The organism is Conexibacter sp. W3-3-2 (genome assembly GCF_009707605.1).
Lineage (GTDB): Bacteria > Actinomycetota > Thermoleophilia > Solirubrobacterales > Solirubrobacteraceae > Paraconexibacter > Paraconexibacter algicola.
Map to the genome: position 1 here is coordinate 1,660,633 of NZ_WLYW01000001.1, position 13,716 is coordinate 1,674,348.

The window sequence follows — 13,716 nt, forward strand, 5'->3', positions numbered from 1 at the left end:
GCGCCTCGACCGTGTGTCGTACCGGGCCATGGCGCTTCTGGACGACCTGCTCGCCGATCTCGACACGCTGCTGGACGCGCCGGGGTTCCCGGACTACGCGCCCAACGGCCTGCAGGTCCCCGGCCGCGGGACGGTCGCGACGGTCGTCACCGGCGTGTCCGCCGGTCTCGAGCTGCTCGAGCGGGCGGTCGCCCTCGACGCCGACCTCGTGCTCGTGCACCACGGCCTGTTCTGGCACGGCGCGCCGCTGGCGCTCGACCGGCCCGCCGCGCGTCGCCTGCGGCTCCTGCTCGAGCGCGAGATCTCGCTCGCGGCCTACCACCTGCCGCTCGACGCGCACCTCGAGCTCGGCAACAACGCCCTGCTCGCGCGCGGGATCGGCTGCGAGCGATGGGAGGCCTTCGGCGTCCACAAGGGCCGCACGATCGGCGTGGCCGGCACGTTCCCCGGCGACGGGATCACCCGCGAGGAGCTCGTCTCTCGCGTGCGCGGCGTCTGCCACGACCGCGAGCCGCTGGTGTTCGACGCGGGCCCGGAGCGCGTGCGCCGCGTCGGCATCGTCTCGGGGGCGGGGAGCGACCACCTGCACGAGGCGGTCGCGGCGGGCCTCGACGCGTTCGTCACCGGCGAGCCCGCCGAGCGGGCGATGCTCGCCGCGCGCGAGAACGCGATCACGTTCGTCGCCGCCGGCCACTACGCGACCGAGACCCACGGGGTCCGCGCGCTCGGCGACCACCTCGCCGCCCGGCACGGCGTCACGCACCACTTCGTGGACGTCTGGAACCCGATCTGACCGGGCGCCGCGACGGCCGTCGCGGTTGAGCAAACCTTTAGTTGCCGGTGTCCGTGACCGGGTGTACGGTCGAACGGTCATGTCGTGATCGTCACGAACCACCAGGAGGTCCCACCCGAATGGCCATTCACCTGACGCCCACCGAGCTCGCCCGAGAGACCGGTCTCAGCCGGCGGGACGTGATCGAGAAGTGCGTCGAGCTGGGGGTCCCGATCTTCCAGGGCCGCATCGACAAGACCCTCTTCATGGCGAGCCTGCACCAGCAGTCCGCCGAACGGCCGACACCGGCATCCGCCTGAGCCTCCGCGCCGCACCGCACCCTCCCCGCGACCCCGCGGACTGCGGATAGCATCGATCCACCGCCCGCCCCGCGGGCGGCTGGGTCCCCGAGGAGAGGAGCAACGATGGAGGCGTCCACCCCCGTCGAGAACACCGGGTCCGCGACGATCGCGGACCTCATCGGCCTCGCCGCCGAGCAGTTCGCCGACCGCCCGCTCGTCCGCTACAAGACCGGCGGCGAGTGGCGCGACGTCACGTTCGCCGAGGTCGGCGCGATCACCAGCGAGATCGGGCGCGGGCTCATCGACCTGGGCATCGCCCGCGGCGACCGCGTGGCGATCCTCGCCACCACCCGTCCCGACTGGACCTACGCCGACCTCGCCATCTCGAGCGCCGGCGCGGTCGTCGTCCCGATCTACCCGACCAACTCGCCGCAGGAGTGCGAGTGGGTCGTCGGCAACTCCGAGGCCGTCGCCGTCGTCTGCGAGGACGCGGACCAGGTTGCGAAGATCACCGCCGTCCGAGAGCGGCTGCCCGCGCTGCGGCACGTCATCGTCGTCGACCCCGCCGGGGACGTCGGCGACGCCATCCCGGTCGCCGACCTGCGCGAGCGCGGCCGCGCGCGCGACGAGGCGGAGCTGCGCGAGCGCGCCGCCGCCGTCCGCCCCGAGGACCCGTTCACGTTCATCTACACGTCGGGCACCACCGGGCCGCCGAAGGGCTGCGTCCTCAGCCACGGCAACTACCGCGCGATCCTCGACATGTGCGAGCAGGTCGACGTGCTGCACGAGGGCGACGTCACCTACCTGTTCCTGCCGCTGGCGCACTCGTTCGCGCTGCTGATCCAGCTGCTGAGCATCGACCTCGGCTCGACGATCGCGTACTTCGGCGGCGACCCCAAGGCGATCGTCGGGGAGCTCCAGGAGGTCCAGCCCAGCTACCTGCCGTCGGTCCCCCGGATCTTCGAGAAGATCTACACGCTCGTCACCTCGCAGGGCGACCCGGCGCTGATCCAGGCCGCCACGAAGCTCGGCGTCAAGGTCCGGGAGCTCGAGGCGGCCGGCGTGCCGATCCCCGACGAGCTGCGCGGCCCGTTCGAGCAGGCGGAGGAGCGCCTGTTCCGCAACGTGCGCGCCGCGTTCGGCGGCAACGTCCGCCAGGCGGTCACCGGCGCCGCCCCGATCGCGAAGGACATCCTCGAGTTCTTCTTCGCCTGCGGCGTCCCGGTCATGGAGGGCTACGGCATGACCGAGACGGCCACCGCGTCGACGATCTCCACGATCGAGCACCACCGGTTCGGCACGGTCGGCCGGGCGCTGCCGGGCGTCGAGCTGCGGATCGCCGACGACGGCGAGGTGCTCGTGCGCGGCGCGAACATCTTCCAGGGCTACTACAAGAACGACGACGCGTCGTTCGGGACGATCGTCGACGGCTGGCTGCACACCGGCGACCTCGGCCGGCTCGACGACGACGGCTACCTCACGATCGTCGGCCGCAAGAAGGACATCATCATCACCGCGGGCGGCAAGAACCTCACGCCCGCGAACCTCGAGAACGACATGAAGCAGAGCCGCTGGGTCTCGCAGGCGATGATGCACGGCGACCGTCGCGCGTACCCGTCGATGCTCATCACGCTCGACGAGGAGGAGATCGTTCCCTGGGCCACCGCGGCCGGGATCGAGGACACGAGCATCGCCGCGCTCGCCGCCCACCCCGAGGTCCACGCGCTGATCCAGGCGGAGCTCGACAAGGCCAACGCGAAGTACGCGCAGGTCGAGCAGGTCAAGCGCTTCTTCATCCTCGAGCACGACCTCTCGCAGGAGACCGGCGAGCTGACCCCGACGCTCAAGGTCAAGCGCAACGTCGTCAACGAGAAGTACGCCGACCGGTTCGACGCCCTGTATGCCGGCTGACGCGCGCGCACGCCGCGCTACCCTGCGCGTGTGAGGACGGATCCCACCGACAACGGCGGGCTGTTCATCGGGCGACGCCCGGGAACCGCCCCGGTGAAGTACCGCGCGCTGCCCCAGCGGGGCAGCGCGTCCCGGCAGCGGATCGACCGGCTGCTCGCCGCCGCGATCCTCGGGCTGATGGCGCTGATCTCGGCGCTCTACTGGGGACCGATCCCCGCCGGGTCGCTGTGGGTCGCCTCGCAGGTGCAGTTCCGCACCGACAACCTCGGCGTCGGGCTGCTCGTCGGCTTCGCGGTCCTGCTGGCCGTCCTGTTCGGCGGCCTGATGGTGCTCAAGCGGCTCGACCAGCTGTGGATCCTCGTGCGGCGCGCGGCGGGCATCGACCAGCGCGACGGGGTGATCGGCCGCGTCTTCGGGATCACCGCCGCGATCGGCGCGACGCTGTTCATCGGCTGGCTGCTGCTCATCGCCGGGCCCGGGGCCTCGCTGGCCCCGACCGGCTGACCGGGGCGCCGACGGTGGGCATCCGCGACTACTACCGCCAGTTCGAGGCGGTCCCCGCCGAGGAGGTCAACCGCGGCCTTCGCGAGGAGGCGCAGGAGCGGCGACGCAGCGCGCTCTCGCGCGTCGAGCCGCTGGACCTCTCGGTCACCACCTGGCCGGAGTACCCGCCCTCCCGCGTGGTCGACGCGATCACCTACGCGGCGCGGCGCGGCCTGCACCGCTACCAGGAGCGCCAGGGCGGCGAGCTGCGCGGGGAGCTCGCCCACGCGCTGGGGCTGGAGCCCGGGCGCGTCGTCGTCGGGGACGGGTCCGCGCAGCTGATGACCGCCGCCGCGCACGCGCTGCTGGCCCCCGGGGACGAGCTCGTCACGCCGTGGCCCGGCTACCCGCTGCACCCGATCGTCGCCCGGGCGGCGCAGGGCGTCGCGGTCCCGGTCCCGGGGTTCTCGGTCGACGCGCTGCTGCGCGCGGTCAACGAGCGCACCCGGATCGTCGCGCTGGCCAACCCCAACGACCCGACCGGGGAGCTGCTGCGCCGCGGCGAGCTCGCGCGGCTCCTGACCGCGCTGCCCGAGCGGGTCGTCGTCGTGCTCGACGAGGCGCTGCGCGACTACGTCACCGCCGAGGAGCGCGACGCCGCGCTGCACCTCACCGCCGAGCACCCGCGGCTGCTGGTGTTCCGCACGTTCTCCAAGGCGTGGGGCCTGGCGGGCCTGCGCTGCGGCTACGCGGTCGGCGGCCCGGACGCCGCCGCGCTGCTGGAGCAGCTCGAGCCGTCGCTCGGCCTCGGCGACCTCGCCGTCGCCGGGGTGCTCGAGGCCGTCCGCCACCACGCGGGCCTGCCCGCCCAGCGCGCCGCCGTCATCACCGCGCAGCGCGCGCGGTTGCTCGAGGCGGTCGCCGGGCTGCCGCTGACGGTCACCCCGTCGCAGGCCAACGTGCTGTGGATCGGCGCGCGCGGGCACAGCGGCGGTGACCTCGCCGAGCACCTGCAACGCGCGGGCATCGCGGTCCGCAGCGGCGGCCCGCTCGGGGACCCCGCACGGATCCGGCTGACCGTGCCGCACCGCCCGCAGGACGTCGAGCGCGTCGCGCGGGCCCTCGAGACCGCGGTCGCCTGAGCGCACCACAACCCGGAGCCCGGTCCGGCGCGCGCCGACGGGTCCGGTCGCTACCGTGGTGCGCGCATGTCGTCCCACCGTCGCTCCCGCGCCGGCGCGGCCGTCCTGGGCCTCGTGCTCGCGGCCCTCTCCGCCGCCCCCGCGCACGCCCTCGACGAGTCCCGGCTCAAGGCGCAGCTCTCGACGCTGCACCAGCGCCTGGGCTCCCAGGCCGCCGCGCTCGTCGTCGACGCCCGCACCGGGAAGGTCCTCTTCCAGCGCCGCGCGACCACGTCGCTCAGCCCCGCCTCCAACGAGAAGCTGTTCACGACCGCCGCGGCGCTGCTGAAGTTCGGGCCGCGCGCGACGCTCGAGACGCGCGTGCTCGCCCCGCCCGGCGGGGAGGTCGAGGACGGGTCGATCGACGACCTGCACCTCGTCGGCGCCGGCGACCCGGCGCTCAACGACGTCGCGCTGAAGGCACTCGTCGCCGAGCTGAAGACGGCGGGCGTGCGGCGCGTCCGCGGCGGCATCCTCGCCGACGAGTCCCTGTTCGACCGGCGCCGCGGCAGCTACGACTCCGGCTTCCGCCCCGACGACGACCTCGGCGGCTGGCTCGGCGCACTGACCTGGTCGCACGGGCGTCCGGACCCCGCGGGCGGGCCCGCCCTGGAGGCCGCCGAGCGGCTCCACGCGTTCCTGCGCGCGGCGAAGATCACGCTCGGGCGCACGCCGCGCGTGCAGACCCTCCCCCGGGCCGACGTCGACCTCGCCGCGCCGCTGGCCACGGTCGACTCCCCGCCGATGGCGCAGCTGGCCGCCACGACGAACCAGCCGTCGGACAACTTCTACGCCGAGATGCTCGTGAAGGGCCTCGGGGCCCGCTTCGGGAGCGCGGGCACGACCGCCGCGGGCATCGCGGTGATGCGCACGACGCTGCGCGGGATCGGGGTGCGGCCGACCGCGATGGTCGACGGCTCGGGCCTCTCGCGCGCCGACAAGGCCTCCCCGCGCCAGCTCGTGACGCTGCTGCAGGCGATGGACCGTCAGCCGACCGACGTGCGGACCGCGTGGCGGACCTCGCTGCCGGTGATCGGCCGCAGCGGCACCCTCGCCGGGCGCATGCGCGGGACAGCGGCCGAGGGCCGCTGCAGCGCGAAGACGGGCACGCTGCGGGGCGTCAGCGCGCTGAGCGGCTTCTGCACGACCACCGGGGGCCGCAGCGTGTACTTCTCGCTGCTGGAGAACGCGGTCGACGCGCTGGCCGCCAAGCGCATCGAGGACCGCATGGTCCCGAAGATCGCCTCGCTGGACGGCTGAGCCGCCCGCTCAGCGCCCGGCCAGCACCGCGATCGGGTCGCCGGCGTCGTCGAAGCGGGCCGCCACGCGCAGGTCCGCCCAGGGAAACGCCCGTGCGTAGTCGTCGGCCGACCGCGGCACCCAGTGCTCGACGCGCGGCAGGTCGGACACCGACTCGGCGAGCAGCAGCAGGCCGCCGGGGCGCAGCACCCGGCGGATCTCACCGGCGGTGGCGTCGAGCTCGTCGTCGTGGAGCAGCCCGCCCAGCACGGTGAGGGTGAACACGACGTCGACCTCGTCGTCGGCCAGCGGCAGGGCCTCCCCGACGTCCAGCGTGCGGAACTCCGTGGCCGCCGACGCGGGGGCGAGCGCCAGCAGCTCGGGCACCGGGTCGACGCCGATCGCGCGGCCGCCGACCGCGGCGGCGAGGTCGGCCGTCAGCCGGCCGGTGCCGCAGCCGAGGTCCAGGACGGTCCGCTCGGTGCCGTCGAGCTCGGCGGCGAGCGCCGGGAGCACGTGGGCGCGGTGCCGGGCGGTCACGTCGTCGAGCGCCGCCCCGTCCGGGTGGTCGGTCGAGATCACGGCGCGCTCCCCGAGCGCGCGGGCACGGGCCCGCCAGTAGTCGGCGCCGGGCGCCGCGGTCCGCTCGGGGCTCACCGGGAGACGATCGGGTTCAGCGGCGTGTCGATGACCGCTCCGGGCCGGGCGCCGGGCATGAAGCGCTGCCAGTCGCCCGAGACCATGGTCGGCTCGTCCACCAGCCGGGCGTCGTCGGCGAAGTACGTCGAGGCGTGGACCATCCGCGGCTGCGTCGTCGCGTTGGCCCGGGCGTAGTGGAAGCACCAGGAGTGGTGGAAGGAGATCTCGCCCAGCGCGAACGGCGAGTCGTCGACCTGCACGTCCGCCGCCCGGAACGCCTCGGCGACGCCGCGGTCGTAGGAGTCGTCGGTGGAGGAGAAGTCGACGGCCTCGGCGGTCTTCCAGACGTCCTTGCCGGCGGCGAACGCCAGCGGGCCCATCGGAGCGGGGATCGCCTGGAGCGGCACCCAGCTGGTCACGACGTCGCGGCTGGCGATCGGGAAGTGGTGGGCGTCGAAGTGCCAGGGGGTGCGCCCGCAGCCGGGCTCCTTGGAGAGCACGTTGTCGTGGTAGAGCCGCACGTCCGCGACCTGCAGCAGGTCGGCGGCGATGCGACCGATCCGCGGCGACAGCGCGAACAGCTCGAGGACCTGCGAGCCGCTGCGCCACATCAGGTCCATGCTGAGGAAGCCGGACCGGCCGGGGCCGTCCCCGGCGGCGGCCAGTCGCAGCACCTCGGTGCGGCCGGCGGCCAGCGCGCCGGGCGAGAGCACGTCACGGAGCTTCACGTAGCCGTCGCGCTCGAACCGCTCGACGGCCTCGGACCCGAGCTCGTACGGGGTGGCGAGCTCGTCCCGGAGCTCGTCGAGCGTCGGCAGCGCGACGGCGTCCGGCGGGTCGACCGCGACGAGCTCGGTGGGCGCCCCGTCGCGCGCGTCGGCGAGCGAGAGGTACCAGTCCCACCAGTCCTCGTTGGTCTGCTCCCACGGCCGGTCGACCCCGGACTCGCGGGCGTGCTCGGCGCTCAGGATGCGGCTGTCCACGGTGACGGGACTCCTTCGGGGAGGACGGTGGCGCACAGGACGTCCTGTGCGAAGCGGTAGACGCCGGCCTGCTCGTCGCGGCAGCCGGCGAGGTAGGTGCCCAGCTGCGGGGCGACGAGCATCTCGTCGAGGCCGAGCGTGTCGTCGAAGAGACAGCGCTGCAGGTATCCCTCGAGCAGCCCGAGGTCGTCGAGCGGGACGCGGTGCTCGTAGTGGAGGTGGTGACGGTGGACCCGCAGGTCGCGCGCGGCGCCTGCGCGCTCGAGCGCGTCGGCCACCTGCTCACCGCCGAGGTAGGGCGTGCCGCTGCCGCGGACGCCGCGCAGGAACGCCTCGTAGACGCGCAGGTAGTGCCCGCCGCCGGCGCCCTGGGCGAGGAACCCGAGGCCGCCCGGCGCGATCGCCGCGACGAACCGGTCGGCCGCCTGCTGGAGCCGGTCGGGACGCAGCGCGTACAGGGCGTGCGTGGCCCAGACGACGTCCCACGGGCCCGCGGACGGGTCGAGGGCCTCGAGGGTCGTCTCGTACGCGCTCCCGCGGACGAACGGCGGGGCGAGCACACCGGCCGCCTCGGCGATGGAGAACGCGCTCGGGTCGAGCAGGGCGTAGTCGATGCCCGCCTCGAGGTGGTCGCGCAGCCGCGCCCCGGCCAGCAGCGCGGCGGGGAACTTCCCGGAGCCGCAGGCGACGTCGAGCAGCCGCAGCGGCGTGCCGGCGCCGAGCGACCGACGGTCGCGGACGGCGGTGAGCGTCGCATCCCAGGGCAGGGCGCGGGCCAGCAGCTCGTAGTCGAGCGAGGCGAAGGCGTAGAACGCCTCCATCTCGCTGCGACCGGCCTCGCTCCAGTGGGCGAGGCTGCGGGCGGCGGTGTCGTCGTCGTCGGACCGGTCGGCAGGCAGGGAGGACAGGTCCATCGCCTACCCCACGGGCCCGTGGCGAACCCCAACCGGGCGCGCGCGAGCGATCGGCGCAACCCTGGGCGCGTGCGCGGGTTGCCGCAGATGTGACCTCCCGCCGTCCGCTCCTGCGCACCCTCGCCGCCGTCGTCCTGCTCCTGACGGGCCTCGCGGCCACCGTCGCCCTCGCGGCCGGCCCACCGGCGGCCACGACCGGCGCGGCCACCGCGGTCGGCCAGACCTCCGCGCAGGTCGCGGGCACGGTCAACCCCGCGGGGGTCGCGACGACCTACGCGTTCGAGTACGGCACCACGACCGGCTACGGCACCAGCACGAGCGCGCGCGACGCCGGCAACGGCACGGCGGACCTCGCGGTCGACGCCGACCTGACGGGCCTGACGGCGGGGACGACCTACCACTACCGGCTGCGCGCGACCAACGCCGACGGCACGACGGTCGGCGAGGACCGGACCTTCACGACCGACGCCGCGACCCCGCCGCGGCCGGTGGCCAGCACCTCCGGGGCGTCGTCGGTCACCGCCTCCTCCGCGCGGGTCTCCGCGTCGGTGAACCCGGGCGGCGCCCGCACCTCGGTGGTGTTCGAGTACGGCACCAGCACCGCGTACGGCTCGCGGACCGCGGCGATCGACGCGGGGACCGACTCGGCGGCGCGGACGATCTCCGCCACACTGTCCGGGCTCGCCCCGCGGCGCACCTACAACTACCGGGTCCGCGCGACGAACGCGGGCGGCGAGACGGTCGGCGCCAACCGCACCTTCACGACGCCCGCTCCTCCGCAGGCGGGCCTGTCGACCGGCAGCGTCACCGACCTGACCCCCACGAGCGCCGTGCTCAACGGGCGCGTGGATCCCAACGGCCGCCGCACGACCGCGTACGTCGAATGGGGCACGAGCACCCGCTTCGGGCGCCGCACCCCGTCGGTGGACCTCGGCAGCGGGGACGGCGCCGTCCCGGTCGCGATCGCCGTGCCGGGCCTCACGCCGGCGGTCCGGCACTACGTGCGGTTCGTGGTGACCAGCGACGGCGGCACGCGGCGCGGGGCCACGAAGTCGTTCACCACCCCCGTGGTCCCGGCGGTCGCGAGCCTGCAGCTGTCGCCCGACCCGGTGACGTGGGGCTCGAGCGCCCGGGTGATCGGCACGGTCAGCGGCACCGGGACGGCCGGCGCGCGCGTCACGCTCGTCGGCACCGCGTACCCGTTCCGCGACCCGTTCGCCCGCGTCGGGGAGCTCACCGCGTCCGCCACCGGCGCCTTCACCTTCACCGTGAACCCGCAGCGCACGACCCGCTACCGGGTCCGCACCACGATCGCGGGGCGGGCGGTCGAGAGCCGCACGGTGCGCCTGAGCGTCCGCCCGCGGGTCGGCATCCGCGTCCAGCGGCGGCGCGGCGGTCGCGTGCGGTTCTCGGGCAACGTCGCGCCGCGCGGCAACGCCGTCGTGTCGCTGCAGAAGATCACCCGGTCGGGCCGGGCGGTCACGGTCCGGCGGACGCGGACCGTGCCGGCGGGGCCCCGCTCCCGCTACGCCGTGACGATCCGCGCGCCGCGCACGACGAGCCGCTACCGGATCCGGGTGGTGCCGACGACGCGCACGCTCGTGCGGGGCGAGTCGCGGGTGCTGCGGGTCGCCGGACGCTAGCCCGGCGGGTCGTCGGCCCCGCCGCGCCCGGGCAGCGGCGCGTCCCCGGCGAGGACCGCCAGCAGCGTCGGCTCGTCGATCACCGGGATCCCGAGCCGCTGCGCCTTCTCGAGCTTGGCGGCGCCCGCACCGTCCCCGGCCGCGAGGGCGTCGGTGCGCCCCGACACCGACGAGGTGACGCGCCCACCGGCGGCGAGGATCCGCTCGGCCGCCTCCTCGCGGGTGAGCGTCGGCAGCGTGCCGGTGAGCACGACCGTGCGGCCGTCGAGGGTCCCCTCCCCCGGCGCGGCGCCCGCCTGCTCGAACACCAGGCCGAGCGCCCGCAGGTCGGCGACGAGCGCGCGCATCTGCGGGTCGGCGAGCTGCTCGTGGATGAGCGCGGCGACGACCGGGCCGATCCCCGGGGTCTGCGCGATCGCGTCCGGGTCGGCGTGAAGCAACGCGTCGATCGTGCGGAACCGCTGCGCGAGGTTGCGTCCGGTGACCGCCCCGACGCCCTCGATCCCGATGGCGTAGAGGACGCGGGAGAACGGGCGCTCGCGGGAGGCGGCGATCGCGTCGACGAGCCGCTGGGCGCTCACCGGGCCGACGCCGTCGAGGGCCGTCAGCGCGGCGACGTCGAGGCGGTAGAAGTCGGCGGCGGACGCGACGAGCCCGGCCTCCTGGAGCTGGGCGACCTGCCGCTCCCCCAGCCCGTCGACGTCCATGGCGCCCTGCGAGGCGAAGTGCTTGAGCAGCTGCCACTGCCGGGCCGGGCAGGCGCGGTTGGGGCAGCGCGAGAACGCGCCCGGCTTGACGATCGCGGTGCCGCACGACGGGCAGGCGTCGGGCGGTCGGGGTGGCGCCGCCCGGTCGGGCCGTTCCACGACGTGCGGGGCGGGCGAGACGACCTGCGGGATCACGTCGCCGGCCCGCAGCACGATGACGTCGTCGCCGGGCCGCACGTCCTTGCGCGCGAGGTCCTCCTCGTTGTGGAGCGTGGCGAGCTTCACGGTCACGCCGCTCACCGCCACCGGCTCCAGCACCGCGAACGGATGGAGGTCCCCGTACTTGCCGACGTTCCAGATCACCCGCTGCAGCCGCGTGACCGCCGTGCTCGGCGGGAACTTCCAGGCGACCGCCCAGCGCGGGTCGCGGCCGACGGCGCCGAGGCGCCGACGCTGCTCGTGGTCGTCGAGCTTGACGACGACCCCGTCGATCTCGAAGTCGAGCGCGCCGCGGCGCTCCTGCCACCAGGCGCAGCGGGCGATCACCGCGTCCTCGTCGTCGAGCGCGACGACGTCGCCGTTCACCGGGAAGCCGTGGGAGCGCAGCCAGTCGAGGTCCTGCTCGTGCCCGCCGTGCGGGAGGCCGTCGCGCGCGCCGATCCCGTAGGCCCACAGCGACAGCGGCCGCTCGGCGGCGAGCGCCGGGTCGAGCTGGCGGATCGTGCCCGCCGCGCTGTTGCGGGGGTTCATGAACGTCGAGCGGCCGGCGGCGGCACGGCGCTCGTTGAGCGCGGTGAAGTCCGAGACGCGCATGTAGATCTCGCCGCGGACCTCGACGAGCGGCGGGGCGTCCGGTCCGAGCGTCATGGGCACCTCGGCGATCGTGCGGACGTTGTGGGTCACGTCCTCCCCGATCTCCCCGTTGCCGCGCGTGGCCGCGCGCTCGAGCGTCCCGTCGCGGTAGAGCAGCGAGATCGCGAGGCCGTCGACCTTCGGCTCGCAGACGTAGCGGAACGGGACGTCGGCGAGCCCCTCGCGCGCGAGGTGGTTGCGCATCCGCCCGACCCAGTCGCGCAGCTCCTGCGCGTCGCGGACGTTGGCGAGCGAGAGCATCGGCTGCAGGTGCTCGACCTTCCCGAGCCGCGCGACCGGCGCACCGCCGACGCGGCGGGCGGGCGAGTCGTCGGCCGCCAGCTCGGGATGGGCGGCCTCGAGCGCCCGGAGCTCCTCGACGAGCGCGTCGTAGGCGTCGTCGCCGATCTCGGGGTCGTCGTCCTCGTGGTAGCGCCGCGCGTGGTGGTCGACCTGTGCGCGCAGCTCCGCCACGCGCGCGCGGGTCGTCGCGTCCGCGGTCACGCCCTCAGACGTCGCGGCTGGCCGGGGCCAGCAGCCGCGACAGGTCGTGCATCGATAGCGGCCCGATGCCATCGTGCTGCGTGAGGTCCAGGTGCAGCGGCGTCACCGTGATGCGCCCCGCGGCGACCGCCGACAGGTCGGTGCCGGGCTCGTCGTGGTAGGTCGGGTCGGTCCCGTAGATCCAGTAGCGGCGCCGGCCGTGGTCGTCGAGGTCGTGCTCGCGCAGCTCGTCACGGTAGATCCGCTTCCCCAGCCGCGCGACCTCCACACCCGAGGGCTCCCCCGCGGGCACGTTGACGTTCAGCAGCGTCGCGGGCGGCAGCGGGATCTCCTCGAGCTCCTCGACGACGCGCGCGACGAACCGTGCGGCGACGGTGAAGTCGAATGCGTCCCCGAGGCGGAAGTCCATCTCGCGCGCGTCGCTCTGCTGCGACACGGCGATCGCCGGGAGGCCGAGCACGACGCCCTCCATCGCGGCGGCGACGGTGCCCGAGTAGGTGATGTCGTCCCCGAGGTTGGAGCCGTGGTTGATGCCGGCGACGACGAGGTCGGCCGTGAAGCCCTCGACGAGCCCGAGCGACGCGAGCCGCACGCAGTCGACCGGCGTGCCGTCGGTCGCGAAGCCGTGGTCGCCGTCGTCGAAGTCGATCCGCTCGACCACGAGCGGCCGCCGGGTGGTGATCCCGCGGCCGATCGCGCTGCGGTTCCCGTCGGGGGCGATCGTGACCACCTGCACGCCCGGGAGCGCGCGCAGCGCCCGCCGCAGGACGTGCAGGCCCTCCGCCTCGATCCCGTCGTCGTTGGTCAGCAGCACGCGCACCGGACCAACCTATCGACGGCGTCAGTCGGGCCGCAGGACCTCGGGCGGGTAGCCGACCCCGGTGAACGTCAGGCCGTGCGGGGGCGCCGTCATCCCGGCGTGGCTGCGCGGCGCGCCGGCGAGCAGCGCCGCGAAGGCGCTGCGGGTGAGCCGGCCGGCGGCGACGTCGAGCATCGTCCCCACGAGCGCGCGGTTCATGTGCCGCATGAACGCGTCGGCGCGGATCGTGAACGTCATGCCGTCCGCGGTCGCCGTCCACGACGCCTCGTGGATCGTGCGGGAGAAGTGCACGTGCTCGGTCTCGGTCGGCGTGAACGCGGTGAAGTCGTGGGTGCCGGGCAGCAGGGCGGCGCAGTCCTGGAGCACGTCGAGGTCGGGGGCGGACCGCAGGTGCAGGGCCGTGGTGCGTCCGAACACGGGCCGCACGTGCCGGGTGCAGATCTCGTACCGGTAGGAGCGCCACAGGGCGTCGCGGCGGGCGTCGAAGCCCTCGCGGCACGGCAGCGACGCGGTGACGGCGACGTCGTCGGGGAGCAGCGCGTTGAGGTTGCGCAGCGGCAGCGGCGGCCCGTCGTGGGAGGCGACCTGGCCGCGGGCGTGGACACCGGTGTCGGTGCGCCCGGCGACGGTGAGCGGGACCTCGCGGCGCGCGACGACGGCGAGGACCCGTTCGAGCTCGCCCTGCACGGTGCGCTGTCCGGGCTGCCGCGCCCAGCCGTGGAAGGCGGTCCCGTCGTACTCGATCACCAGGCGGCTCGTGGCCATA

13 protein-coding genes are annotated in these 13,716 nt (G+C 74.9%); 7 read left to right on the plus strand and 6 right to left on the minus strand.

Annotation, left to right across the window (positions count from 1 at the left end; all coding sequences use genetic code 11):
- Nucleotides 1-28: 28 nt before the first annotated feature.
- From GKE82_RS08200 to dacB, 6 genes are all read left to right on the plus strand, one after another.
- Nucleotides 29-793 (plus strand): Nif3-like dinuclear metal center hexameric protein, encoded by a 765-nt coding sequence (locus tag GKE82_RS08200; RefSeq protein WP_154732964.1) that lies wholly within the window; start codon nt 29-31, stop codon nt 791-793.
- A gap of 119 nt (nt 794-912) precedes the next feature.
- Complete coding sequence (locus GKE82_RS08205; RefSeq protein ID WP_107571295.1) at nt 913-1,092, plus strand: hypothetical protein; 180 nt, start codon at nt 913-915, stop codon at nt 1,090-1,092.
- Between the two features lie 105 nt (nt 1,093-1,197).
- Nucleotides 1,198-2,985 (plus strand): long-chain fatty acid--CoA ligase, encoded by a 1,788-nt coding sequence (locus GKE82_RS08210; RefSeq protein ID WP_154732965.1) that lies wholly within the window; start codon nt 1,198-1,200, stop codon nt 2,983-2,985.
- Between the two features lie 30 nt (nt 2,986-3,015).
- On the plus strand, nt 3,016-3,489 hold the full coding sequence (locus tag GKE82_RS26880; RefSeq protein ID WP_158276994.1) for a hypothetical protein: 474 nt from the start codon (nt 3,016-3,018) through the stop codon (nt 3,487-3,489).
- 14 nt (nt 3,490-3,503) lie between these two features.
- Nucleotides 3,504-4,610, plus strand: a complete 1,107-nt coding sequence (locus tag GKE82_RS08215) for an aminotransferase class I/II-fold pyridoxal phosphate-dependent enzyme (protein WP_196189115.1) — start codon at nt 3,504-3,506, stop codon at nt 4,608-4,610.
- Nucleotides 4,611-4,676: 66 nt separating this feature from the next.
- Complete coding sequence (gene dacB, locus GKE82_RS08220) at nt 4,677-5,909, plus strand: D-alanyl-D-alanine carboxypeptidase/D-alanyl-D-alanine-endopeptidase (protein WP_154732966.1); 1,233 nt, start codon at nt 4,677-4,679, stop codon at nt 5,907-5,909.
- 9 nt (nt 5,910-5,918) lie between these two features.
- Here the strand turns inward: dacB and GKE82_RS30365 are convergent, their stop codons facing one another.
- From GKE82_RS30365 to GKE82_RS08235, 3 genes are read right to left on the minus strand one after another with little or no spacing between them, the layout of a single operon-like run.
- On the minus strand, nt 5,919-6,545 hold the full coding sequence (locus tag GKE82_RS30365) for a class I SAM-dependent methyltransferase (protein ID WP_196189116.1): 627 nt from the start codon (nt 6,543-6,545) through the stop codon (nt 5,919-5,921).
- A complete protein-coding gene (locus tag GKE82_RS08230) occupies nt 6,542-7,510 on the minus strand; it encodes a phytanoyl-CoA dioxygenase family protein (RefSeq protein ID WP_196189117.1) in 969 nt (322 codons plus the stop codon). The genes GKE82_RS30365 and GKE82_RS08230 overlap by 4 nt, the downstream gene beginning before the upstream one ends.
- Nucleotides 7,492-8,424 (minus strand): bifunctional 2-polyprenyl-6-hydroxyphenol methylase/3-demethylubiquinol 3-O-methyltransferase UbiG, encoded by a 933-nt coding sequence (locus tag GKE82_RS08235; RefSeq protein WP_154732968.1) that lies wholly within the window; start codon nt 8,422-8,424, stop codon nt 7,492-7,494. Before GKE82_RS08235 ends, GKE82_RS08230 begins: the two co-directional genes overlap by 19 nt.
- Nucleotides 8,425-8,513: 89 nt before the next feature.
- Here GKE82_RS08235 and GKE82_RS08240 point away from each other — a divergent pair, with 89 nt between their 5' ends.
- The gene (locus GKE82_RS08240; protein WP_154732969.1) at nt 8,514-10,067 is read left to right on the plus strand and encodes a fibronectin type III domain-containing protein; all 1,554 of its coding nucleotides are present in this window, start codon (nt 8,514-8,516) and stop codon (nt 10,065-10,067) included.
- Here the strand turns inward: GKE82_RS08240 and ligA are convergent.
- Genes ligA through truA form a run of 3 tightly spaced genes read right to left on the minus strand, consistent with a single transcriptional unit; the run spans nt 10,064 to nt 13,715 of the window.
- Complete coding sequence (gene ligA / locus GKE82_RS08245) at nt 10,064-12,130, minus strand: NAD-dependent DNA ligase LigA (RefSeq protein ID WP_309233495.1); 2,067 nt, start codon at nt 12,128-12,130, stop codon at nt 10,064-10,066. The genes GKE82_RS08240 and ligA overlap by 4 nt on opposite strands.
- Before the next feature lie 4 nt (nt 12,131-12,134).
- A complete protein-coding gene (surE, locus tag GKE82_RS08250) occupies nt 12,135-12,950 on the minus strand; it encodes a 5'/3'-nucleotidase SurE (RefSeq protein ID WP_107571287.1) in 816 nt (271 codons plus the stop codon).
- A gap of 21 nt (nt 12,951-12,971) precedes the next feature.
- Entirely contained in the window at nt 12,972-13,715 is a 744-nt protein-coding gene (gene truA, locus GKE82_RS08255; protein WP_154732971.1) for a tRNA pseudouridine(38-40) synthase TruA, read from the minus strand.
- Between the last annotated feature and the right edge of the window lies 1 nt (nt 13,716).